General features: G+C 72.5%; 19 protein-coding genes. 16 read left to right on the top strand and 3 right to left on the bottom strand.

All coding sequences use genetic code 11. The annotated features are described in order from the left end of the window. Window positions 1–87 precede the first annotated feature (87 nt). The 4 genes from lepA (at window position 88) to hemW (ending at window position 7,386) form a co-directional block, all read left to right on the top strand. Complete coding sequence (gene lepA / locus ACIHEJ_RS15140) at window positions 88–1,962, top strand: translation elongation factor 4 (protein WP_400135269.1); 1,875 nt, start codon at window positions 88–90, stop codon at window positions 1,960–1,962. Window positions 1,963–2,223: 261 nt separating this feature from the next. Continuing rightward, window positions 2,224–4,098 (top strand): AMP-dependent synthetase/ligase, encoded by a 1,875-nt coding sequence (locus tag ACIHEJ_RS15135; RefSeq protein WP_400135268.1) that lies wholly within the window; start codon window positions 2,224–2,226, stop codon window positions 4,096–4,098. 207 nt (window positions 4,099–4,305) lie between these two features. After that, the gene (locus ACIHEJ_RS15130; RefSeq protein WP_400136104.1) at window positions 4,306–6,126 is read left to right on the top strand and encodes a SpoIIE family protein phosphatase; all 1,821 of its coding nucleotides are present in this window, start codon (window positions 4,306–4,308) and stop codon (window positions 6,124–6,126) included. Window positions 6,127–6,153: 27 nt separating this feature from the next. Next, window positions 6,154–7,386, top strand: a complete 1,233-nt coding sequence (gene hemW / locus ACIHEJ_RS15125; protein WP_400135267.1) for a radical SAM family heme chaperone HemW — start codon at window positions 6,154–6,156, stop codon at window positions 7,384–7,386. A 269-nt stretch (window positions 7,387–7,655) separates the two neighbouring features. On the opposite strand, the gene ACIHEJ_RS15120 is transcribed toward hemW, so the two are convergent. Together ACIHEJ_RS15120 and ACIHEJ_RS15115 are read right to left on the bottom strand one after the other, a co-directional pair. Continuing rightward, window positions 7,656–8,468 (bottom strand): DUF3097 domain-containing protein, encoded by an 813-nt coding sequence (locus tag ACIHEJ_RS15120; RefSeq protein WP_400135266.1) that lies wholly within the window; start codon window positions 8,466–8,468, stop codon window positions 7,656–7,658. A gap of 34 nt (window positions 8,469–8,502) precedes the next feature. Then, on the bottom strand, window positions 8,503–9,225 hold the full coding sequence (locus tag ACIHEJ_RS15115; protein WP_400135265.1) for an MBL fold metallo-hydrolase: 723 nt from the start codon (window positions 9,223–9,225) through the stop codon (window positions 8,503–8,505). Window positions 9,226–9,399: 174 nt separating this feature from the next. On the opposite strand from ACIHEJ_RS15115, the gene hrcA reads away from it, so the two are divergent. From hrcA to ACIHEJ_RS15065, 10 genes are all read left to right on the top strand, one after another. Next, window positions 9,400–10,416: a heat-inducible transcriptional repressor HrcA gene (hrcA, locus tag ACIHEJ_RS15110; RefSeq protein ID WP_400135264.1), complete on the top strand. Its 1,017-nt coding sequence runs from the start codon at window positions 9,400–9,402 to the stop codon at window positions 10,414–10,416. Continuing rightward, a complete protein-coding gene (gene dnaJ / locus ACIHEJ_RS15105) occupies window positions 10,417–11,553 on the top strand; it encodes a molecular chaperone DnaJ (RefSeq protein ID WP_400135263.1) in 1,137 nt (378 codons plus the stop codon). Between the two features lie 112 nt (window positions 11,554–11,665). Further along, window positions 11,666–12,742, top strand: coding sequence for a nitronate monooxygenase (locus tag ACIHEJ_RS15100; protein WP_400135262.1), 1,077 nt, complete (start codon window positions 11,666–11,668; stop codon window positions 12,740–12,742). Further along, window positions 12,739–13,491: a 16S rRNA (uracil(1498)-N(3))-methyltransferase gene (locus ACIHEJ_RS15095; RefSeq protein ID WP_400135261.1), complete on the top strand. Its 753-nt coding sequence runs from the start codon at window positions 12,739–12,741 to the stop codon at window positions 13,489–13,491. The genes ACIHEJ_RS15100 and ACIHEJ_RS15095 overlap by 4 nt, the downstream gene beginning before the upstream one ends. Window positions 13,492–13,510: 19 nt before the next feature. Continuing rightward, on the top strand, window positions 13,511–13,900 hold the full coding sequence (locus ACIHEJ_RS15090) for a VOC family protein (RefSeq protein ID WP_400135260.1): 390 nt from the start codon (window positions 13,511–13,513) through the stop codon (window positions 13,898–13,900). A gap of 81 nt (window positions 13,901–13,981) precedes the next feature. Continuing rightward, window positions 13,982–14,527: a hypothetical protein gene (locus ACIHEJ_RS15085; protein WP_400135259.1), complete on the top strand. Its 546-nt coding sequence runs from the start codon at window positions 13,982–13,984 to the stop codon at window positions 14,525–14,527. 61 nt (window positions 14,528–14,588) lie between these two features. Beyond that, entirely contained in the window at window positions 14,589–17,783 is a 3,195-nt protein-coding gene (locus ACIHEJ_RS15080) for a S41 family peptidase (protein WP_400135258.1), read from the top strand. A gap of 47 nt (window positions 17,784–17,830) precedes the next feature. After that, a complete protein-coding gene (locus ACIHEJ_RS15075; protein WP_400135257.1) occupies window positions 17,831–18,184 on the top strand; it encodes a histidine triad nucleotide-binding protein in 354 nt (117 codons plus the stop codon). Window positions 18,185–18,190: 6 nt separating this feature from the next. Continuing rightward, window positions 18,191–19,096 carry a ribonuclease Z gene (locus ACIHEJ_RS15070; protein WP_400135256.1) on the top strand — a complete coding sequence of 302 codons (906 nt, stop codon included), beginning with the start codon at window positions 18,191–18,193 and terminating at the stop codon, window positions 19,094–19,096. Between the two features lie 20 nt (window positions 19,097–19,116). Next, complete coding sequence (locus ACIHEJ_RS15065; protein ID WP_400135255.1) at window positions 19,117–20,121, top strand: adenosine deaminase; 1,005 nt, start codon at window positions 19,117–19,119, stop codon at window positions 20,119–20,121. Here the strand turns inward: ACIHEJ_RS15065 and ACIHEJ_RS15060 are convergent. Beyond that, on the bottom strand, window positions 20,073–21,338 hold the full coding sequence (locus tag ACIHEJ_RS15060; protein WP_400135254.1) for an MFS transporter: 1,266 nt from the start codon (window positions 21,336–21,338) through the stop codon (window positions 20,073–20,075). The two genes, ACIHEJ_RS15065 and ACIHEJ_RS15060, sit on opposite strands and share 49 nt — an antisense overlap. Window positions 21,339–21,872: 534 nt before the next feature. Between ACIHEJ_RS15060 and ACIHEJ_RS15055 the strand changes: the two genes are divergently transcribed. Both ACIHEJ_RS15055 and ACIHEJ_RS15050 read left to right on the top strand, forming a co-directional pair. Then, window positions 21,873–22,769, top strand: a complete 897-nt coding sequence (locus tag ACIHEJ_RS15055; RefSeq protein ID WP_400135253.1) for a 5-dehydro-4-deoxyglucarate dehydratase — start codon at window positions 21,873–21,875, stop codon at window positions 22,767–22,769. Continuing rightward, the gene (locus ACIHEJ_RS15050) at window positions 22,766–24,055 is read left to right on the top strand and encodes a glucarate dehydratase family protein (RefSeq protein WP_400135252.1); all 1,290 of its coding nucleotides are present in this window, start codon (window positions 22,766–22,768) and stop codon (window positions 24,053–24,055) included. Before ACIHEJ_RS15055 ends, ACIHEJ_RS15050 begins: the two co-directional genes overlap by 4 nt. Window positions 24,056–24,088: the final 33 nt, after the last annotated feature.

The following is a 24,088-nucleotide window of genomic DNA, read 5'->3' as shown; positions in this document are numbered from 1 at the left end:
CGGTCCTCGGTCCCTCCGCGTGGGACCATGGAGACTACGTATCGATCCGACCCGAGGCATAAGGCGCCTCAAGAGACAGGACCCTGCGTGCCCGCGACCCCTAACCATGTGCCCGAGCCGAGCCGTACCGCCCCGGCTCTGATCCGCAATTTCTGCATCATCGCGCACATCGACCACGGCAAGTCCACGCTCGCCGACCGGATGCTCCAGCTGACCGGTGTGGTCGAGCAGCGGCAGATGCGTGCTCAGTACCTCGACCGGATGGACATCGAGCGCGAGCGCGGCATCACGATCAAGTCCCAGGCGGTGCGTCTGCCCTGGGCCCCGACCGAGGGCCCCGACCAGGGCACGACCTACATCCTCAACATGATCGACACCCCGGGGCACGTCGACTTCACCTACGAGGTCTCGCGGTCGCTGGCCGCCTGCGAGGGGACCATCCTCCTCGTCGACGCCGCCCAGGGCATCGAGGCGCAGACCCTCGCCAACCTCTACCTGGCGATGGAGAACGACCTCACGATCATCCCGGTCCTCAACAAGATCGACCTGCCGGCCGCGCAGCCGGAGAAGTTCGCCGAGGAGCTGGCGAACCTGGTCGGCTGCGACCCGGACGACGTCCTCAAGGTCTCCGCGAAGACCGGTCTCGGCGTCGACGCGCTGCTGAACAAGGTCGTCAAGGAGATCCCGGCACCGGTCGGGGTCGCCGACGCGCCCGCCCGCGCGATGATCTTCGACTCGGTCTACGACTCCTACCGCGGTGTCGTGACGTACGTCCGTGTCATCGACGGACAGCTCAACAAGCGCGAGCGCATCAGGATGATGTCCACCGGCGCCACCCACGAGCTGCTGGAGATCGGCGTCAGCTCGCCCGAGATGCTCCCGGCGGACGGCCTGGGCGTCGGCGAGGTGGGCTATCTCATCACCGGTGTGAAGGACGTCCGGCAGTCCAAGGTCGGTGACACCGTCACCAGCCAGAGCAAGGGCGCCACCGAGGCCCTCGGCGGGTACAAGGACCCCAAGCCGATGGTCTTCTCGGGCCTGTATCCGCTCGACGGTTCCGACTATCCGGAACTGCGCGAGGCCCTGGACAAGCTCCAGCTCAACGACGCCGCCCTCGTCTACGAGCCGGAGACCTCCGCCGCCCTCGGCTTCGGCTTCCGCGTCGGCTTCCTCGGCCTGCTGCACCTGGACGTGATCCGGGAGCGCCTGGAGCGCGAGTTCGGCCTCGACCTGATCGCCACCGCCCCCAACGTGGTCTACCGCGTGGTCATGGAGGACGGCAGCGAGCACACGGTCACCAACCCGAGCGAGTTCCCCGAAGGCAAGATCGACGAGGTCTACGAGCCGGTCGTACGGGCCACCATCCTCGCGCCCACCGAGTTCATCGGCTCGATCATGGAGCTGTGCCAGACCCGGCGCGGCACCCTGCTCGGCATGGACTACCTCTCCGAGGACCGGGTCGAGATCCGCTACACGCTGCCGCTCGCGGAGATCGTCTTCGACTTCTTCGACCAGCTGAAGTCCAAGACCCGCGGTTACGCCTCGCTGGACTACGAGCCCACCGGCGAGCAGACCAGCTCCCTGGTCAAGGTCGACATCCTGCTGCACGGCGACAAGGTCGACGCGTTCTCCGCGATCACCCACAAGGACCAGGCGTACGCCTACGGTGTGCGGCTCGTCGCCAAGCTCAAGGAGCTGATCCCGCGGCAGGCCTTCGAGGTGCCGGTGCAGGCCGCCATCGGCTCGAGGGTGATCGCCCGCGAGACCATCCGTGCCATCCGCAAGGACGTCCTCGCCAAGTGCTACGGCGGTGACATCTCCCGTAAGCGGAAGCTGCTGGAGAAGCAGAAGGAAGGCAAGAAGCGGATGAAGATGGTGGGTTCCGTGGAGGTTCCGCAGGAGGCCTTCATCGCCGTCCTGTCCAGTGATGACAGCGCGGGGTCGGCCAAGGGCAAGAAGTAACCAGGGGTAACAACGGGTTACGTCCGCAAACCGGGCGCAAGGGGGCTCGCCGTGCGAAAGTGCGGTGGGCCCCTACGCGTGCGTAGCGTCGCTCTCCGTGGAAAGTGACAGGCCGAAGCCCCTTACGCAGCGGCCCGTCGCGGCTTACCCTGATGCCTGCTCGATAGTTACTCGCGAGTTAAACAACAGCTCGAAACCCCACCGTGAGTTAACCCAGCCGCACCGAGTCAGCCGCACCGTCGCGGGCCCCCGGAGGATGTCGTGAGCGACACACAGACCTTGATCGAGAACCGTCCGCCGTCCGTGGCGGCCCTCTTCCTGGAGCGCGTGGCGGCCACACCGGACGCCGAGGCATACCGCTATCCGGTGCCTCCCGCCTCCGGGCAGGGCCCCGACGACTGGAAGTCGCTCAGCTGGGCGCAGGCGGCCGAGCGGGTGTACGCCATCGCGGCCGGCCTCGTCGAACTGGGCGTGCAGCCGGAGCAGCGGGTGGCCCTCGCCTCCTCCACCCGCGTCGAGTGGCTCCTCGCCGACCTCGGCATCATGTGCGCGGGCGGCGCGACGACGACCGTCTACCCGCAGACCAACGCGGACGAGTCGGCGTTCATCCTCTCCGACTCCGAGAGCCGGGTGCTGATCGCGGAGGACGCGGCCCAGGTCGCCAAGGCGCTCGAGAAGCGCGCCGAGCTGCCCGAGCTGACCAAGGTCGTCGTCGTCGACCCGGCCGGCGCGGAGACGAGCGACTGGGTGATCACCCTCGCCGAGCTGGAGCGGCGTGGTGCCGCCTACCTGGAGCAGCACCCGCAGCTCATCAAGGAGCGGGTCGGTGCGATCACCAAGGACCAGCTCGCCACCCTGATCTACACCTCCGGCACCACCGGCCGTCCCAAGGGCGTGCGCCTGCCGCACGACAACTGGGCGTACATGGCGCGGGCGATCGCCTCGACCGGCCTGGTCACCGTGGACGACGTGCAGTACCTGTGGCTGCCGCTCGCCCACGTCTTCGGCAAGGTGCTCACCTCCGGGCAGATCGAGGTCGGCCACGTCACCGCCGTCGACGGCCGCGTCGACAAGATCATCGAGAACCTTCCGGTGGTGCAGCCGACGTACATGGCGGCCGTGCCGCGCATCTTCGAGAAGGTCTACAACGGCGTCGCCGCCAAGGCCCGCGAGGGCGGCCCGGCCAAGTACAAGATCTTCCAGTGGGCCGCCGACGTCGCCCGCGAGTACGCCAAGGTCACCCAGGACAACTTCCGCCGCACCGGCACCCACGCGGCGCCGTTCGGCCTCGCCGCCAAGCACAAGGTCGCCGACACCCTCGTCTACGCCAAGCTCCGGGAGGCCTTCGGCGGCCGGCTGCGCGCCTGTGTCTCCGGCGCCTCCGCGCTCGCCCCGGAGATCGGCTACTTCTTCGCCGGCGCCGGCATCCACATCCTCGAGGGCTACGGCCTCACCGAGTCCTCCGCGGCCTCCTTCGTCAACCCCGGCGAGGCCTACCGCACCGGCACGGTCGGCAAGCCGCTGCCCGGCACGGAGGTCCGCATCGCCGACGACGGCGAGATCCTGCTGCGCGGCCCCGGCATCATGGAGGGCTACCACGGGCTGCCCGAGAAGACCGCCGAGGTGCTGGAGTCCGACGGCTGGTTCCACACCGGCGACATCGGCGAGCTGTCCCCCGACGGCTACCTGCGCATCACCGACCGCAAGAAGGACCTCATCAAGACCTCCGGCGGCAAGTACGTCGCCCCGGCCGAGGTCGAGGGCCAGTTCAAGGGCGTCTGCCCGTACGTCTCCAACATCCTCGTGCACGGCGCCGACCGGAACTACTGCACCGCCCTCATCGCCCTGGACGAGCTCGCGCTCCTGGACTGGGCGAAGGAGAACGGCCTGGAGGGCAAGGCGTACGCCGAGATCGTCGCCGCGCCGCAGACGGTGGAGATGGTCGACGGGTACGTCCAGCAGCTCAACGCCGGGCTGCAGAAGTGGCAGACCATCAAGAAGTTCCGGCTGCTGCCCAGGGACCTCGACGTGGAGCACGGGGAGATCACGCCGAGCCTGAAGCTGAAGCGGCCCGTGGTCGAGCGGGAGTACAAGCACCTCATCGACGAGATGTACGCCGGGACCAGGGAGGCCTGACCCGGTCGCGGAGGGGCGGCGGGGAGCGTCGGCGGCCGCGGCGTGTCCGTGGTCGCCCGCCCCCCCCGCGGCGCGGCGCACATCGACGCAGGCCCGCGCCCACGGCTCAGTTGCGCCCACCCGCGTTCGAAAGTGGCCGTCTTCTGCACACTTCGGTGACTCAGCGCTTCTGCGTGCCCCCGGTCTGTCACCCTGGGCCGCATGGACATGGCGGCCATACCGACGCAGCGGGAGAGCGAGCCCCGGGCCAGGGGGCTGCGAGGGCGGACGACGCTGCCCGGAAGCCCCGTGGCACCGGGATCCGCCCGTGCGCTGGTGCGGGCCGCGCTGGACGAGGTGCCCGGGGTCTCGGCGCGGCTCGTCGACGACGCCATGGCGGTCGTCAGCGAGCTGGTCACCAACGCCGTCGTGCACGCCGGTACGGACGTGGAGGTCGAATGGCGGCTGGAGGACACCGGCGCGTTCGTCGTCGAGGTCCGCGACCAGCACCCCGCCCGCGGCCCCCGCGACGCGCTCGACCCGGAGGCGAGGTACGACACCGCCGAGTACGGGCGCGGTCTGCGGCTGGTCGGCACGCTCGCCGAGTCCTGGGGCGTCACCTACCGCACCGGCGCCAAGACGGTCTGGGCCCGGCTGCCCCCGGGCGGCAGCACGGTCACGGACGGCCCCGGCCCGGAGGACGCCCTGGAGGTCGCCGAGGACCTCGCCCCGCAGCCGCACCGCGCCGGCGGCGGTCGGGACTGGCTCGGCCGTGGCGCGCTGTCCTTCCTCGCCGAGGCCTCCGACCTGCTCGCGGGACAGCTCGACGAGAACCTGGTCGCCGCCCTCACCGGCCAGCTGATCGTGCCCCGGCTGGCCGACTGGTGCGCGGTGTGGCTGGAGGACGAGGCGACCGTGCGCGGTGGCGCCGGCGGCGGACCCGCCCGGGTCTGGCACGCCAGCGAGAACCGCATCGAGGAACTGCGCTGCGCCCTGGAGAAGGAGCCGCCGTGCCCGCGCGACGGGCTGCGGTCCGGCCCCGAGCCCTACCTGTGGCCCGGCGACGCCCTCGGCCCGCAGGAGGGCGACGGCACGGCGTTGTCGTACCGGCTGATCGCGGGCGGCCGGCCGCTCGGCACGCTGGTGATCGGCCGGTGCGGGCTGCTCGGCTTCCCCGACGAGGTCACCGGGCTCGTGGAGGACCTCAGCCGCCGGGTCGCCCTCGCCATCGGCGCCGCCCGCCAGTACGCCCGCCAGGCCACCATCAGCGCCGTGCTGCAGCGCGGCCTGCTGCCCGGCGCGGTCGCCGAGATCCCCGGGGTGCGCAGCGCGCTCGTCTACGAGCCCTGCGACAAGGGCGGCCCCAGCGGCGACTTCTACGACGTGTTCCCGGCGGGCGACGGCCGCTGGTGCTTCGCCGTCGGGGACGTGCAGGGCAAGGGACCGGAGGCGGCGGTCGTGATCGGCCTCGCCCGCCCCTGGCTGCGCCTCCTGGCCCGCGAGGGCTACCGGGTCGCCGACGTCCTCGACCGGCTCAACCAGCTGCTCCTGGACGACGCCACCGAGGCCGCCGACGCCGCCGCCCGCGCCCTGGTCGCCGCCGGCGGCCGGCCCGTGGCCCCCGGCGACGGCCCGCAGACCCGTTTCCTGTCCCTCCTCTACGGCGAGCTGACACCCCACGACGGCGGGGTCCGCTGCACCCTCGCCTCCGCCGGCCACCCGCTGCCGCTCGTCCTCGGCCCCGACGGCACCGTGCGCACCGCCGCCCGGCCGCAGACCCTGCTCGGCGTCGTCGAGGACGAGACCTACACCAGCGAGACACTCGAGCTGCGGCCCGGCGACAGCCTGCTGTGCGTCACCGACGGGGTGACCGAGCGGCGCTCCGGCTCCCGCCAGTTCGACGACGGCGACGGGCTGGCCCGCGCCCTGTCCGGCTGCGCCGGGCTCGACGCCGAGCAGATCGCGGAAAGGATCCGCCGCCTGGTGCACGACTTCGGCGGCGGCCTGCCCGAGGACGACCTGGCGCTGCTGGTGCTGCAGGCCGGGTAACGGCGTCGGTGCTGGACAATGGAGGGCATGCCTTCCGCACTCCCCGACGGCGAGCCCGTCCCCGCCGACGGCGCGCTGCCCGCGCACGCCCTCGCCGGGGCCGACGACCGCCCGCTCGGCTTCTACCTGCACGTCCCGTACTGCGCGACCCGCTGCGGCTACTGCGACTTCAACACCTACACCGCGACCGAGCTGCGCGGCACGGGCGGCGTGCTGGCGTCCCGCGACAACTACGCGGACACGCTGACCGACGAGATCCGACTCGCCCGGAAGGTGCTCGGCGACGACCCGCGCCAGGTCCGTACGGTCTTCGTCGGCGGCGGTACGCCCACGCTGCTGGCCGCGGACGATCTCGTACGGATGCTGGCGGCCATCCGCGACGAGTTCGGCCTGGCGCCGGACGCGGAGATCACGACGGAGGCGAACCCGGAGTCGGTGGATCCGGCGTACCTGGCCACGCTCCGGGAGGGCGGCTTCAACCGGATCTCCTTCGGCATGCAGAGCGCGAGGCAGCATGTGCTGAAGATCCTGGACCGCACCCACACCCCCGGCCGCCCCGAGGCCTGCGTCGCGGAGGCGCGGGCGGCGGGCTTCGAGCACGTGAACCTGGACCTGATCTACGGCACCCCCGGCGAGAGCGACGACGACTGGCGGGCCTCGCTGGACGCGGCGATCGGCGCGGGACCGGACCACGTCAGCGCCTACGCGCTCATCGTGGAGGAGGGCACCCAGCTGGCCCGCCGCATCCGCCGGGGCGAGGTCCCGATGACCGACGACGACGTGCACGCGGACCGCTACCTGATCGCCGAGGAGATGCTCTCCGCGGCGGGCTTCGACTGGTACGAGGTCTCCAACTGGGCCACCTCGGAGGCGGGCCGCTGCCTGCACAACGAGCTGTACTGGCGCGGCGCCGACTGGTGGGGCGCGGGTCCCGGCGCGCACTCGCACGTGGGCGGGGTGCGCTGGTGGAACGTCAAGCACCCGGGGGCGTACGCGGCGGCGCTGGCGGACGGACGGTCCCCGGGGGCCGGGCGCGAGCTGCTGACGGACGAGGACCGGCGCGTGGAGCGCATCCTGCTGGAGCTGCGGCTGCGGGAAGGAGTGCCGCTGTCCCTGCTGAAGGAGGACGGCCTCGCGGCGTCCCGGCGGGCGCTGGCGGACGGGCGGCTCCAGGAAGGGCCGTACGAGGAGGGGCGGGCCGTGCTGACGCTGCGCGGGCGGCTGCTGGCGGATGCGGTGGTGCGGGATCTGGTGGACTGATCACCTGGGGGAGTGAGTCGATGCAGCAGGCGGATCCCCGTCGAACGCCGGTCCAGCCTCAAACGTTCCATCCGTGCGGCAGGCAAGGTGCCCGCCCACCTCGTCGTCGACCCGATCACGGCGCAGTGCGTCCTGCTGAACCGACCCGGTCGGAGAGGGCGAGGAAGCCGACTACCGGAAGCAGTTCGTCGTGAGGTTCGGTGAGCCGCCGCCGCTGGACATCCTGGGAATCGAACTCGACACCACCGAGTTCGGAACATTCCCTGACGTCAGGCCCCACCGCCACCCGTGACGAAGTCGATCAGTTCCTCCACCCGCCCCAGCAGCTCAGGCTCCAGGTCCTTGTAGGAGCCCACCCGCTTCAGGATCGCCTGCCACACCGCCCCGGTGTTCTCCGCCGGCCAGCCAAGGGCCCGGCAGACCCCCGTCTTCCAGTCCTGCCCCTTCGGCACCGTCGGCCAGACGTCGATCCCCAGCGCCGCCGGCTTCACCGCCTGCCAGATGTCGATGTACGGGTGGCCGACCACCAGGGCGTGATCACTGCTCACCGCCTCCGCGATCCGCCACTCCTTGGTGCCCGGCACCAGGTGGTCCACCAGGACGCCCAGGCGGGCGTCCGGGCCCGGGGCGAAGTCCTCCACGATCGCCGGCAGATCGTCGACGCCCCCCAGGTACTCCACGACCACGCCCTCGATGCGCAGGTCGTCGCCCCACACCTTCTCGACCAGCTCGGCGTCGTGCCGGCCCTCGACGTAGATGCGGCCGGCGCGGGCCACGCGCGCGCGTGCGCCGGGGACGGCGACCGAGCCGGAGGCCGTACGGGAGGGGCGGACCGGACCCGAGGACGGCCGTACGAGCGTCACCACGCGGCCCTCCAGCAGGAAGCCCCGCGGCTCCAGCGGGAACACCCGGTGCTTGCCGAAGCGGTCCTCCAGCGTCACCGTGCCCGCCTCGCAGCGGATCACCGCCCCGCAGAACCCGGTGCCCGGCTCCTCCACCACCAGGCCCGGCTCCGCCGGCACCTCCGGCACGGGCTTCTGCTTCTTCCACGGTGGGGTCAGGTCGGCGGAGTACTGGCGCATTCGGATGACGATAGGAGAAGCCGCGCGATCGTGCTCACGACACGCCGAACCGCGCCGCCAGGGCGTCCCGTTGCCGTCGTACGAAGGCCGCGTCCACCGCCGCTCCGTGCCCGGGCACGTACAGGGCGTCCGCCCCGCCCAGCGCGAGCAGCCGGTCCAGCGCGTCCGGCCAGCGGGACGGCACCGCGTCCGGGCCCGCCTGGGGCTCCCCCGACTCCTCGACCAGGTCGCCGCAGAACACCACCTCCCGCTCCCCGGCGACCAGGACCGCGAGGTCGTGCGGTGTGTGGCCCGGGCCCACGTTGGCGAGCAGCACCTGCCGGCCGCCGCCCAGGTCCAGTGTCCACTCGCCGGAGACGAGGTGCTGCGGCGGGACCAGCGCGTCCACCGCCTCGTCGGTGTCGGCCTCCGGCAGACCGTTGCCGATCGCGTCCCGGCGCAGTTCCGCGCGCTCCGACGCCAGCACCGCGTCCGTCCCCACCGCCGCGTACACCTCGGCCCCGGCGAACGCCGACGCCCCGAAGACATGGTCGAAATGGGGGTGGGTGAGCGCGAGATGGGTCACACGGCCGCCGGCCAGTTCCTGTCCCTGGGCCCGCAGACGCGTCCCCTCGGCCAGACTCGAGCCGGCGTCCACCATGAGTGCCGTACCCTCGCCGAGGACGAGCCCCACCGTGCAGTCCCAGCCGGGCAGCCTGCACCGCCCGACCCCGGCGGCCAGCCGCTCCCATCCCAGGTCTTCCCAAGTCACCGTCATACCGCGACGCTAGCGGTACGAGGTGGTACGGACCCGGTGGAGCGGGACCGACCTTGCCCAGTGCGTACCCGACAGCCGTACACTGGGCCCGGGGAACGCTGGCACTCGCATGGGAAGAGTGCCAGGTGGACGATCCGGACGGACGATGCGACGACGTGCTGGAGGTGCGCGCGAATGCTGAGTGAACGCAGGCTTCAGGTGCTGCGCGCGATCGTCCAGGACTACGTCGGCACCGAGGAGCCCGTGGGCTCGAAGGCGCTCACCGAACGGCACAACCTCGGCGTCTCCCCGGCGACCGTCCGCAACGACATGGCGGCCCTGGAGGACGAGGGGTTCATCGCGCAGCCGCACACCAGTGCGGGGCGCATCCCCACCGACAAGGGCTACCGGCTGTTCGTGGACAAGCTGGCGGGCGTCAAGCCGATGACGGCGCCCGAGCGGCGGGCCATCCAGAACTTCCTGGAGGGCGCCGTCGACCTCGACGACGTCGTGGCGCGGACCGTGCGGCTGCTCGCGCAGCTGACCCGGCAGGTCGCCGTCGTGCAGTACCCGTCCCTCACCCGGTCCACCGTGCGGCACGTGGAGCTGCTCGCGCTCGCCCCCGCGCGCGTGATGCTCGTGCTGATCACGGACACCGGCCGGGTCGAGCAGCGGATGGTCGACTGCCCGACGCCGTTCGGGGAGGCCTCGCTCGCGGATCTGCGGGCGCGGTTGAACAGCCGGGTCGCGGGCCGCCGGTTCGCTGATGTGCCGAAGCTGGTCGAGGACCTGGCGGATGCCTTCGAGCCGGAGGACCGCGGTACGGTCTCCACGGTGCTCTCCACCCTCCTGGAGACACTCGTCGAGGAGAACGAGGAGCGGCTGATGATCGGCGGCACGGCCAATCTCACCCGCTTCGGGCATGACTTTCCCCTCACGATCCGGCCCGTCCTGGAGGCCCTTGAGGAGCAGGTCGTGCTCCTCAAGCTCCTGGGCGAGGCGAAGGATCCGGGCATGACCGTGCGCATCGGGCACGAGATCGCCCACGAAGGACTCAACTCCACCTCCGTGGTGTCGGTGGGCTACGGTTCGGGCGGCGAGGCGGTTGCCAAGCTCGGCGTGGTCGGACCGACCCGCATGGACTACCCGGGAACGATGGGAGCGGTACGCGCAGTGGCACGGTACGTCGGACAGATCCTGGCGGAGTCGTAAGTGGCCACGGACTACTACGCCGTTCTCGGCGTGCGCCGCGACGCGTCGCAGGATGAGATCAAGAAGGCGTTCCGTCGGCTCGCGCGCGAGCTGCACCCGGACGTCAACCCCGATCCGAAGACCCAGGAGCGGTTCAAGGAGATCAACGCCGCTTACGAGGTGCTGTCGGATCCGCAGAAGAAGCAGGTCTACGACCTCGGCGGTGACCCGCTCTCGCAGGCCGGCGGTGCCGGTGCGGGCGGCTTCGGGGCCGGTGGCTTCGGCAACTTCTCCGACATCATGGACGCGTTCTTCGGTACGGCGTCGCAGCGCGGCCCGCGTTCGCGCACCCGGCGCGGCCAGGACGCGATGATCCGGATCGAGGTCGAGCTGGACGAGGCGGCCTTCGGCACGACCAAGGACATCCAGGTCGACACCGCGGTCGTCTGCAACACCTGCAACGGTGACGGTGCGGCCCCGGGCACGTCCGCCCAGACGTGTGACATGTGCCGTGGCCGCGGTGAGGTCTCGCAGGTCACCCGGTCCTTCCTCGGCCAGGTCATGACCTCGCGCCCCTGCCCCCAGTGCCAGGGCTTCGGCACGGTCGTGCCGACCCCGTGCCCGGAGTGCGCCGGCGACGGCCGGGTCCGCTCGCGGCGGACCCTGACCGTGAAGATCCCGGCCGGTGTGGACAACGGCACGCGGATCCAGCTCGCCGGCGAGGGCGAGGTCGGCCCCGGTGGCGGTCCGGCCGGTGACCTGTACGTCGAGATCCACGAGCTGCCGCACCCGACGTTCCAGCGGCGCGGTGACGACCTGCACTGCACGGTCACCATCCCGATGACCGCGGCGGCCCTCGGCACCAAGGTCCCGCTGGAGACCCTGGACGGCATGGAGGAGGTCGACATCCGGCCCGGCACCCAGTCCGGCCAGTCGATCCCGCTGCACAACCGGGGCGTCACGCATCTGCGCGGCGGCGGCCGGGGCGACCTCATCGTGCACGTCGAGGTCACGACCCCGACGAAGCTCGACCCCGAGCAGGAGCGCCTGCTGCGCGAGCTGGCCAAGCTGCGCGGTGAGGAACGGCCGCAGGGCCAGTTCCAGCCGGGTCAGCAGGGGCTGTTCTCGCGGCTGAAGGACGCGTTCAACGGACGCTGAGCCGGCCCGCCGGGAAGTGGCTGCGGGGTGCCACGGCACCCCGTATGCCACCGGCCTATGCCGCAGGAAGCCCGGATTCGGACTCTTTCAAAGGACGTGACAACATGCGGTCATGTCCTCCGCGCTGACCGATCTCTTCCCCCACCCGATCGTGCAGGCTCCCATGGCGGGCGGCGGTTCCGTCCCGCAGCTCGCCGCCGCCGTGTCCGAGGCCGGCGGCCTCGGTTTCCTCGCCGCCGGATACAAGACCGCCGACGGCATGTACCAGGAGATCAAGCAGCTGCGGGGGCTCACCGCCCGCCCCTTCGGCGTGAACGTGTTCATACCGCAGCCCGAGTATGCCGAGTCCGGTGCCGTGGAGGTCTACGCCCACCAGCTGGCCGGCGAGGCCGCCTGGTACGAGACCGAGCTGGGCGATCCGGACAGCGGCCGGGACGACGGGTACGACGCCAAGCTCGCCGTGCTCCTCGACAACCCGGTGCCGGTGGTCTCCTTCCACTTCGGTGTGCCGAGCCGGGAGGCCGTCGACGCCCTGCACCGTGCCGGAACCTTCATCCTGGTCACCGCCACCACCGCCGAGGAGGCCCGCGCGGTCGAGCGAGCCGGCGCGGACGCGGTCATCGCCCAGGGCGTGGAGGCCGGCGGACACCTGGGCACGCACCGGGACATCCCCGAGAACGACGGTTCCGGCATCGGGCTGCTGTCCCTGATCGCACAGATCAGGGAGGGCGTCGGCATCCCGGTCGTCGCCGCCGGCGGCCTCATGCGCGGCAGCCAGATCGCCGCCGTCCTCGCGGCGGGCGCGAGCGCGGCCCAGCTGGGCACCGCCTTCCTCGCCACCCCGGAGTCCGGCGCCCACGCCCTGCACAAGCAGGCGCTCACCGACCCCCTGTTCGCGCGCACCGAGCTGACCCGCGCCTTCTCCGGCCGCCCGGCGCGCGGACTGGTCAACCGCTTCCTGCGCGAACACGGCCCGTACGCCCCCGCCGCCTACCCGGACATCCACCACCTCACCTCCCCGCTGCGCAAGGCCGCCGCCAAGGCCGGTGACGCCCAGGGCATGGCGCTGTGGGCGGGACAGGGACACCGGATGGCCCGTGAGCTGCCCGCGGGGCGGCTGGTGGAGGTGCTGGTCGAGGAACTCGACGCCGCCAGGACAGCGTTGTCGGCCGAGGGAGGCCCGCGATGACCGCGCCCGTGTTCCTCGTCGACTCGCTGGAGGGCGTGGGTCCCGGCTCGGTCGTCGACGTCACCGGCCCCGAGGGGCGGCACGCGGTCTCCGTGCGGCGGTTGCAGCCCGGGGAGGGCGTGGTGCTCACCGACGGCAGGGGCCGGGGGGCGGCCGGTGTGGTCGTCGCTGTGTCGGGCAAGGACCACCTGGTCGTCGAGCCGTTCGAGTTCCCGGTGGAACCCGAGCCCAGTCCCCGGATCACCGTCGTCCAGGCCCTCCCCAAGGGCGACCGCGGCGAGCTGGCCGTGGAGACGATGACGGAGACCGGTGTCGACGCGATCGTGCCCTGGCAGGCCGCCCGCTGCATCACCCAGTGGAAGGGCGACCGGGGCCTGAAGGCGCTCGCCAAGTGGCGGGCCACCGCGCGCGAGGCCGGCAAGCAGTCCCGCCGGCTGCGCTTCCCGGAGGTCGCGGACGCGGCGAGCACCAAACAGGTCGCCGCGCTTCTCGCCGAAGCCGACTTCGCCGCCGTGCTGCACTCCGACTTCGAGCACACCAGCCTGCCGCTCGCCACCGTCGAACTCCCCGCCCAGGGCGACATCGTGCTGGTCGTCGGCCCCGAAGGCGGCGTCTCGCGCGACGAGTTGGCCCTCTTCGAGGAGGCGGGAGCAAAGGCGTGCGTGCTCGGTCCCACCGTGTTGCGCACATCCACCGCCGGCACCGCCGCCACGGCCCTTCTGCTGGGCCGCACCGGCCGCTGGGCCTGACACACAGCTGGGGGCAACCATGGAAATCGCTCAAGTACGGCTCCTCGTGACCGACTTCGCCGCCTGCTACCGCTTCTACGCCGACGTCCTCGGCCTCAAGCCGCAGTCCGGCGCGACCGAGGGCCCGTACGAGAAGTTCAGCGCGCACACCGGCTCCGCGGGCATCGCGCTGCAGGACCGGGCGATGATGGCGCAGATCCTGCGGGAGCTGGAGGATGCCGCCGCCGGACACCGCTCCCTGGTCGTCCTGCGCGTCGACGACCTGGACGCCTACTGCGCGGAGATCACCGCCCGGGGCGCCACCCTGCTGCACGGCCCGGCCCCGATGACCGACCGCATGCGCGTGGCCCACCTCAGGGACCCCGAGGGCAACCTGGTGGAACTCCAGCAGTGGCTGCTGTTGCGCTAGCTCCCTCCGGGACACCCCGAACGAGTGAGTGGCCGTAAGCGACCTTCCCCCGGTGCCGCCGCCGGTGGCACGCTGCCCTGCATGGGGGTTGTGAGAGGGAATCGACGCGGTGTGCAGGTCGTGGCCGTCGCCGGCCTGGTCGTGGCGGCCGGTGGGGTCCTGGTGGCGTGTCAACCCGGTGATCTCGACACCGTGACCGCCGCCTACACCACCGACACCACCGCGACCGCCAGGCTCAAGCAGCAGCACGTCGACGTCAGTTGGCTCAGCTGCACCGGCAGCTACGGGGACCGCGGCCCGGCGGCGAGGACGCCCTCGCCGAGCGAGACCACCGTCGTCTCCGTCGACTGCCAGGGCGAGACCAAGGACCGGCGGAAGATCACCGTCACCGGGAAGGTGACCAGGGCCGTCGACGGCGCCTGCGTGCGCGGTGATCTCACGGCCGAGGTCGGCGGCAGGCGGGTGTTCCACGTGGACGGGCTCGGCGACTGCGACGCCACGCCGGGGCCGACGTACCGGCCGCCCACCTATCAGCCGGGAGGCGGGAGGCCCACCGTGACGGTGACCGTCACCCGGACCCTCTGGTGCAAGGGCGACCCCACCTGCTGGCCCGTCGAAGGCAAGTGACCGCGGGGCCTGTGACAGGAACCGCGAGCGGGACACACCGGTCACTGCGTACAGTGACCGGGTGACTCAGGGTGCCGCCTATCTCCGATTCCCCCATGTGCACGGCGACTTGGTGACCTTCGTCGCCGAGGACGACGTCTGGCTCGCGCCCCTCGACGGCGGCCGGGCCTGGCGGGTCAGCGCCGACGACACGCCGGTGACCCATCCACGGATATCGCCGGACGGACGGTCCCTGGCCTGGACCTCCACCCGGGACGGCGCACCCGAGGTGCAGGTCGCCCCCGTCGACGGCGGCCCCGCCGAGCGGCTGACGTACTGGGGCAACCGCCGTACCGAGGTGCGCGGTTGGACGCCCGACGGGCGGGTGCTCGCGCTCGGCGCACAGGGCCGGCCCACCTTCCGCCACACCTGGGCGCACGCCGTCCCGCTGGACGCCGGACCTGCCGAGACCCTGCCGTACGGGCCCGTCGGCGCCGTGGCGTTCGGGCCGGCCACCGTGCTGCTGTCCGCGCCGATGGGCCGCGAGGCCGCCCACTGGAAGCGCTACCGGGGCGGTACGGCGGGCAAACTGTGGATCGACCACGACGGCACCGGCGAGTTCGTACGGCTGCACGAGGAGATCGACGGCAACATCGAGTACCCCGTGTGGGCGGGCGACCGCATCGCCTTCCTCTCCGACCACGAGGGCACCGGAGCCCTGTACTCCTCCCTCGCCGACGGCTCCGACCTGCGCCGGCACACCCCCCTCGACGGGTTCTACGCCCGGCACGCGGCCGGGGACGGCAGCCGTGTCGTCTACAGCTCGGCCGGTGAACTGTGGCTGCTGGACGACCTGGAGGGCGCCGAACCGCGCCGGCTGGACGTACGGCTCGGCGGCCCCCGCACGGACCTGCGGCCGTACCCGGTGAACGCCTCCCGCTGGTTCGGCGAGGCGTCGCCGGACCACACCGCGCGCGGCAGCGCCGTCTGCGTGCGCGGCGGTGTCCACTGGGTCACCCACCGCTCGGGGCCCGCCCGCGCCCTGGCCGCCACGCCCGGCGTCCGGGCCCGGGCGCCGCGCACCTTCCGCGCCGAGGGCGAGGAGTGGGTGGTGTGGGTGACGGACGCGGAGGGCGCCGACGCCCTGGAGTTCGCCCCGGCCACCGGCCTCGCCCCCGGAGCGATCCCGCGCCGGCTCGCCGCCGGGCGGCTCGGCCGGGTCCTGGAGCTGGCCATGGCACCCGACGGCAGCAGGGCCGCCGTCGCCGCGCACGACGGTCGCCTCCTGCTCGTCGAGCGGGAGACCGGAGAGGTCCGCGAGGTCGACCGCAGCGACGACGGCGAGGTCTCCGGACTCGCCTTCTCGCCCGACTCGGCCTGGCTCGCCTGGGCCCACCCCGGCGCCCGCCCGCTCACCCAGCTGCGCATCGCCCACACCACCGACCTGTCGGTCACCGAGGCGACGCCCCTGCGCTTCCAGGACTACGCGCCCGCCTTCACCCTCGACGGCAAACACCTCGCCTTCCTCTCCAACCGTGCCTTCGACCCGGTCTACGACGAGCACGTCTTCGACCTCGCGTTCGTGGTCGGCGCCCGCCCGCACCTGATCACGCTGGCCGCCACCACCCCGTCGCCGTTCGGCCCGCAGCGCCACGGCCGCCCCTTCGAGACTCCCGACAAGGACGAGACCCCCGACAGCGAGGGCACCCCCGCCACCCGCGTCGACCTGGAGGGCCTCGCCGACCGGATCGTGCCCTTCCCGGTCGAGGCCGGCCGCTACTCGGGCCTGCGCGCCGTCAAGGACGGCGTCCTGTGGCTGCGCCACCCCGTGCAGGGCGTCCTCGGCGCCTCCCGCGCCCACCCCGAGGACCCCGACCCGCACACCGAGCTGGAGCGGTACGACCTCGCCCAACGCCGCCTGGAACACCTGGTCTCCGACGCCGACCACTTCGAGGTCAGCGGGGACGGCAAACGCGTCCTGCTGTGGAGCGACGGCCGGCTCCGGGTCGTCCCCAGCGACCGCCGCAGCGGCTCCGACGACGACGGCGACACCAGCGTCACCGTCGACCTCGCCCGCGTCCGGCAGACCGTCGACCCGGTCGCCGAGTGGCGGCAGATGTACGACGAGACCGGCCGCCTCATGCGCGACCACTTCTGGCGGCCCGACCTCGGCGGCGTCGACTGGGACGGCGTCCTCGACCGCTACCGCCCCGTCCTGGGCCGCCTCGCCACCCACAGCGACCTCGTCGACCTGCTGTGGGAGGTGCACGGCGAACTCGGCACCTCGCACGCCTACGTCATCCCCTCCGGCGGCCGTCGCGGCGGCGCCCGGCACGGCCTGCTCGGCGCCGACATCTCCCGCCACGAGGACGGCAGCTGGCGCATCGACCGCATCCTGCCCTCCGAGACCTCCGACCCGGACGCCCGCTCCCCGCTCGCCGCGCCCGGCGTCGCCGTCCGCCCCGGCGACGCGATCATCGCCGTGGCCGGCCACCCCGTCGACCCGGTCACCGGCCCCGGCCCGCTCCTGGCCGGCACGGCGGGCCACCCCGTCGAGCTGACCGTCTCCCCGGCGGGCGGCGGCGAGCCCCGCCACACCGTCGTCGTCCCGATCGCCGACGAGGAACCCCTGCGCTACCACGCCTGGGTCGCCGACCGCCGCGCCCACGTCCACGCGACCTCCGCCGGCCGGCTCGGCTACCTCCACGTCCCCGACATGCAGGCCCCCGGCTGGGCCCAGATCCACCGCGACCTGCGCGTCGAGGTCGCCCGCGAGGGACTCGTGGTCGACGTCCGTCAGAACAACGGCGGCCACACCTCCCAGCTGGTCGTGGAGAAACTGGCCCGCCGCATCATCGGCTGGGACGTGCCCCGCGGCATGCGCCCCACCAGCTACCCCCTCGACGCGCCCCGCGGCCCCGTCGTGGCCGTCGCCAACGAGTTCTCCGGCTCCGACGGCGACATCGTCAACGCGGCGATCAAGGCACTCGGCATCGGCCCGGTCGTCGGCACCCGCACCTGGGGCGGCGTCATCGGCATCGACAGCCGCTACCACCTGGTCGACGGCACCCTGATCACCCAGCCGAAGTACGCGACATGGCTGGAGGGGGTGGGCTGGGACGTGGAGAACCACGGTGTGGACCCGGACGTCGAGGTCGTGCAACGGCCGCAGGACTGGGCGGAGGGCCGCGACACCCAGTTGGACGAGGCGGTGCGGCTGGCACTCGCGGCCCTGGAGACGGCACCGGCCAAGACCCCTCCGGGGCTGCCGGCCTGAACGACTACGATGCACCGGTATCGATCATCAGCGTGAGGAGGCCACGCATGGCCGGAGAACCGCAGGACGACTGCCTGTTCTGCAAGATCGTCGCGGGCCAGATCCCGGCGACGATCGTCCGCGAGACAGACACCACCGTCGCCTTCCGGGACATAAACCCCCAGGCCCCCACCCACATCCTGGTGATCCCCAAGGCCCACTACGAGAACGCCGCCGCCCTCGCCGCGGGCGCGCCGCAGCTCGCGGCCGACGTGCTCGCGGAGACCCAGGCCGTAGCCGACGAGGAGAAGCTCGAGAGCTACCGGACCGTCTTCAACACCGGCACCGGCGCCGGGCAGACCGTCTGGCACGCCCACGCGCACGTCCTCGGTGGCCGTGGCATGCAGTGGCCCCCCGGGTAAGTCGCCGTGTCCGCCCGTGAACTGGTGGTCCTCGGCACCGCCAGCCAGGTCCCGACCCGGCACCGCAACCACAACGGCTACCTGCTGCGCTGGGACGGCGAGGGCCTCCTCTTCGACCCCGGCGAGGGCACCCAGCGCCAGATGCTGCGCGCCGGGGTCGCCGCGCACGACCTGAACCGGATCTGCGTCACGCACTTCCACGGCGACCATTCCCTCGGTCTCGCCGGGGTCGTCCAGCGGATCAACCTCGACCAGGTGCCGCACGAGGTCACCGCCCACTACCCGCGCTCCGGGCAGCGCTTCTTCGACCGGCTGCGGTACGCCACCGCCTACCGGGAGACGGTCGGCATCACCGAGGCACCGGTCGCAGCCGACGGCGTCCTCGCGGTGACCCCGTCGTACACCCTGGAGGCGCGCAGGCTGTCCCACCCCGTCGAGTCCTACGGCTACCGGCTGATCGAACCCGACGGCCGCCGTATGCTGCCCGACCGGCTCGCCGCGCACGGCGTCGAGGGCCCGGACGTCGGCCGGCTGCAGCGCGCGGGCAGGCTCGGGGACGTGACGCTGGAGGACGTCAGCGAGGTGCGGCGCGGGCAGCGGTTCGCGTTCGTCATGGACACCCGGCTCTGCGAGGGTGTGCACGCGCTCGCAGAGGGCTGCGACCTGCTCGTCATCGAGTCGACCTTCCTCGACGAGGACGCCGCACTGGCCACGGAGCACGGGCACCTGACCGCCGGTCAGGCCGCCGCCGTCGCCCGGGACGCGGGCGTACGGCACCTGGTCCTCACCCACTTCAGCCAGCGCTACACCGAGCCCGAGGAGTTCGAGCGGCAGGCCCGCGCGGCCGGGTTCGAGGGCGAGCTGACCGTGGCGTACGACCTGCTGCGGGTGCCGGTTCCGAAACGCCGGTAAAGCACCCGTACGATGCTTTGATGCCCCTCCCGAAAGCAGAACTGCACCTCCACATCGAAGGCACTCTGGAGCCGGAGCTGGCGTTCGAGTTGGCCGCCCGCAACGGCGTGACCCTGCCGTACGCCGACACGGACGCGCTCCGTCAGGCCTACCGTTTCAAGGATCTCCAGTCCTTTCTGAACCTGTACTACGAGCTCATGGCCGTCCTGCGCACCGAGCAGGACTTCGCCGACCTGGCGAACGCCTACCTCGCCCGTGCCGCCGCGCAGGGCGTGCGGCACGCGGAGATCTTCTTCGACCCGCAGGCCCACATCGCGCGGGGCCTGAGCCTGGGCACGGTCGTGGAGGGGCTGTGGCGGGCGCTCGACGGCAGCGAGCGCAGGCACGGCGTCTCCACCAAGCTCATCATGTGCTTCCTGCGCGACGAGTCCGCCGACTCGGCGCTGGAGACGCTGCAGGCGGCGACGCCGTACCTGGACCGGATCACCGGGATCGGCCTGGACTCCGCCGAGGTCGGGCATCCACCGGCGAAGTTCCGCGAGGTGTACGCGGCCGCGGCCCGGCTCGGGCTGCGCCGGGTCGCGCACGCCGGTGAGGAGGGGCCGCCGGCGTACATCACCGAGGCCCTCGACGTGCTCGGCATCGAGCGCGTCGACCACGGGCTGCGCTGCATGGAGGACCCGGCGCTGGTCGAGCGGCTGGTCCGGGAGCGGATCCCGCTCACCCTGTGCCCGCTGTCCAACGTCCGGCTGCGCACCGTCGACACGCTCGCCGACCACCCGCTCCCGGCCATGCTCGACGCCGGCCTGCTGTGCACGGTCAACTCCGACGACCCGGCCTACTTCGGCGGCTACGCGGGCGACAACTTCACGGCCGTGAGGGACACTCTGGGCCTCACCGAGGACCGGCTGCGCGAGCTGGCCCGCAACTCCTTCCTCGCCTCCTTCCTGGAGGACGACGAGGAGCGCAGGGCCCGCTACCTGGCCGAGGTCGACGCGTACGAGTTCGGGGACGCGATGTCGTAGGCGTGCCGCGCGGGCACGGCGGGCGTCTCCACCGCGACCTCCACGACCGGCAGGGCCCGCCTGCCCGCCCGCAGCGCCACCGCCGTCATCGGGACCGCGATCAGCAGCAGTCCGGCGCCGAGGACCAGCCCCATCGCCGGGAAGCCCGCCCACCCGGCCAGCAGGCTGCCCGTCAGCGGCCCCGCCGCCGTGCCCAGCGACGCCGCCGAGCCGACCAGCACCGCCCAGCGGCCCTGGGGGTCGAGGGAGGCGGCGAGGCCGATGACGTACGACAGCACGACCGGGTAGGCCAGGTTCCAGGCGATCTCACCGGCGGCGAACGCGGGCAGGCTGGTCGCGGACGCGCTCAGCGCGATACAGCCCGCGATCAGGGCCGTACCGGCGCCGATGGGCACCGCCCGGCCCAGTCGGGGGCCGAGTGCCCCCGCGCCCACGACCCCGACCAGAGCGGCGCCGAGCGCGACCGCGAACACCACGCCGACGGTGACCTCGGTGAGATGGGCCTGGCCGAGGCCGATCCGGCCGCTGACGCCCCACAGCGCGTTCTGCGCCAGGGACCAGCAGGGCATGGCGGCGGCCAGCAGCAGGCCGGCGCGCGGGCGGGGGAGACGGCCGACGTGCTCGGCCGGGGTGCGGGTCGGAGCGGTACGGCCGGACAGACGGCCGGTGAACGGCCAGACGGCGAGCGCGGTCAGCGCGAGGGCGGCCAGTGGCAGCCCGTGGCCGGGGCCGAGCCGGGGGATCGTCAGGTACAGGGCGCCCGCGAGGGCGGAGACGCCGAGTAGGCCGAGTGTGGTGACGCGGTGCGGATCCGTCCCCCACGTTCGAACGCCCTCGCGCGGGGGGACCCCCACGGCGGCGATGCCGCTCGCGGCGACCGCCGTGACCGTGCCCGAACCGAATCCGCCGAGCACCGCGCCGGCGACGACGGCGGGCACGACATCGGTGAGGGCGGCACCGCCGTAGCCGAGGAAGGCGAGCACGAGGCCGAGCCGGGCGAGGGTGCGGACCCCGATCCGCTCCACCCGGGAGGCCAGCAGGAAGCCCGCCGTCGCCGAACTCAGCAGCAGCGCAGTGCCGATGGCCCCCGCCTGGGTGGTGCTGAGCGGAAGTCCGGAGTCGAGCCGGCCGACGGTGGTCGGCAGCAGGTAGGGGGCGAGGTACCCGGCCGTGAAGAGGGCGACGAGGGGCCAGGGCAGGGTGCGGGGGGCGGACACGGGCGTTCCCAGGGCAGGCGAGAGGAAGGGCTGTGAGAGAGGGGGGAGGGCGACGACCGTCGATCGACAGGAACGCGCGAGCAAGTTGTATCAAGCACGGGGTTCCGCGAAGAAGGTCGAGCGGTGTGATCCGGGTCACTGTTGTGTTTGTGTTCGGTGAGCCGGGGTAAGAAGCCTCGCTCGCCTCGGTGGTCGCGAGCCCGCCGGCTGTGCGCTATAGTTGATCACGTCGCGGACACCGAACTTCCGGTTCCCGGCCGTGCGTTGGTGGTCCAAGGAAAGACGCCCCGCTTCCTGCGGGGAAATGCAGGTGCAAGGCCTGCCCGGCGCTCCATCGAGCCCCATGCCGCTCTGTGCGGGATGGGGCTCTTCTGTGTGCCCGCACGTCGGCCCTCGTCGGCCCCTCTCATTGACGACTGTGCGTCCGTGTATCTAGCCTCTGTTCTCATACATAGACAACATTCACAAGGGGAGATGGTCTGGGTGGGCGGCGACCCGAGTCCGGAGGATGTGGCACGGCGGCTGAGGGACGGGATGCGGCAGGGAGTGCTGTCCTTCCCGCTCACCGCCTTCCGCGACGACGGCGCCCTCGACCCCGACGGGTCCCGCGCCCATGTCGCGGACCGGCTCGCCGCCGGACCCGGCGCCGTCTTCCCGGCCTGCGGCACCGGCGAGTTCTTCTCGCTGGACGAGGAGGAGTACCGGACCGTCGTCCGCGGCACGGTGGAGGAGGCGGCCGGCCGGGTGCCCGTGGTGGCCGGGACCGGATACGGCTGGGCCCAGGCCGCCCGGTTCGCGCGGATCGCCGAGGAGGCCGGCGCCGACGCCCTGCTCGTGCTGCCGCACTACCTGATCGACGCCTCGCAGGACGGCCTCGCCGCCCAGCTGGAGCGGCTCGCCGCCCGCACCCGGCTGCCGCTGATCGCCTATCAGCGCGGCCAAGTCGCCTACGGCGTGGAGTCGTTGCGGCGCATCGCGCGCATCCCGAACGTCATCGGCCTCAAGGACGGCCACAGCGACCTCGACCGCCTGCAGCGCCTCACCCTCGCCGCCCCCGACGGCTTCCTCTTCTTCAACGGCGCCGCCACCGCCGAGATCCAGGCCCGCGCCTACGCCACCGTCGGCGTCCCCGCCTACTCCTCCGCCGTGCACGCCTTCGCCCCCGAGATCGCCGGCGCCTTCTTCACCGCGCTCGGCGACGGGGACCGCGGCACCATGGAGAAGCTGCTGCGCGCGTTCTACGTCCCCTTCGTGGAACTTCGCGACCGCGCACCCGGATACGCCGTCTCCCTGGTGAAGGCGGCGGCCCGGCTGCGGGGGCAGCGCGTCGGCCCGGTGCGCGCCCCGCTCACCGACCCCGCGCCCGCCGACCTCGCCGACCTCAAGGCCCTCCTCACCGCCGGACTCGACCTCGTAGGAGCCTCCCTGTGACCCGTGATCTGACCATCACCGAGGTACGGCTGACGCCGATCCTGGTCGCCGACCCACCGCTGCTCAACACCCAGGGCGTGCACCAGCCGTACACGCCGCGGCTGATCGTGGAGGTCGTCACGGCCGACGGGGTCACCGGGCTCGGCGAGACGTACGGCGACACCAAGTACCTCGACCTGGCCCGGCCGCTCGCCGCCCACCTCACCGGCCGGTCGGTCATGGATGTGAACTCCCTCTTCACGGTCGACCTCGGTGTGGACGAGTCCCGGGTCGACGGCGAGGTGGACGCCGGGGGACTGCGCGGGGTGCAGAGCGCCGACAAGCTGCGGCTGTCCGTGCTCTCGGCCTTCGAGGTCGCCTGCCTCGACGCCCAGGGCCGGGCGCTCGGGCTGCCCGTGCACGCCCTGCTCGGCGGCAAGGTCCGGGACGCCGTCGAGTACAGCGCCTACCTGTTCTACAAGTGGGCCCGGCACCCAGAGGGCGTGCCGGCCGAGCCCGACCCGTGGGGCGCCGCCCTCGACCCGGCGGGAGTCGTGGAACAGGCGCGCACGCTGCGGCAGCGGCACGGCTTCGCGTCGTTCAAGCTCAAGGGCGGGGTCTTCCCTCCCGAGGAGGAGATCGCGGCCGTACGCGCCCTCGCCGACGCCTTCCCCGGGCACCCGCTGCGCCTCGACCCCAACGGCGCCTGGTCGGTGGAGACCTCGCTGACGGTGGCGAAGGAGCTGGGGGGCGTCCTGGAGTACCTGGAGGACCCCACGCTGGGCACGCCCGGCATGGCCGAGGTGTCCGCGGGCACCGACATCCCCCTCGCCACCAACATGTGCGTGACCACTTTCGGGGAGATCGAGGAGGCGTTCAGGCGCGACGCCGTCCAGGTGGTCCTCTCCGACCACCACTACTGGGGCGGACTGCGCAACACCCAGCACCTCGCCGCGATCTGCGCCGCCTTCGGAGTCGGGGTGTCCATGCACTCCAACACCCACCTCGGCATCAGCCTCGCCGCGATGACCCAGGTGGCCGCCACCGTGCCGAACCTGCACCACGCCTGCGACTCCCACTACCCGTGGCAGGCGGAGGACGTCCTCACCGAGCGTCTCACCTTCACCGACGGCCGGGTCACGGTGTCCGACGCTCCCGGACTCGGCGTCGAACTGGACCGCGACGAGCTGGCCCGGCTGCACCGGAGGTGGGCCGAGGACGACGGCTCGCTGCGGGAACGGGACGACGCCGCGGCGATGCGGGCGGCCGAGCCGCAGTGGCGGACGCCGGTGATGCCCCGCTGGTGAGCCCGGTCGGCAAGCCCCTTGTACGGAGCGCTA

The sequence above is a fragment of the Streptomyces sp. NPDC052301 genome, from assembly GCF_044593395.1.
Lineage (GTDB): Bacteria > Actinomycetota > Actinomycetes > Streptomycetales > Streptomycetaceae > Streptomyces.
Note: the sequence above shows the minus strand (reverse complement) of the source record. Positions and strands in the feature narration are given on the sequence as shown.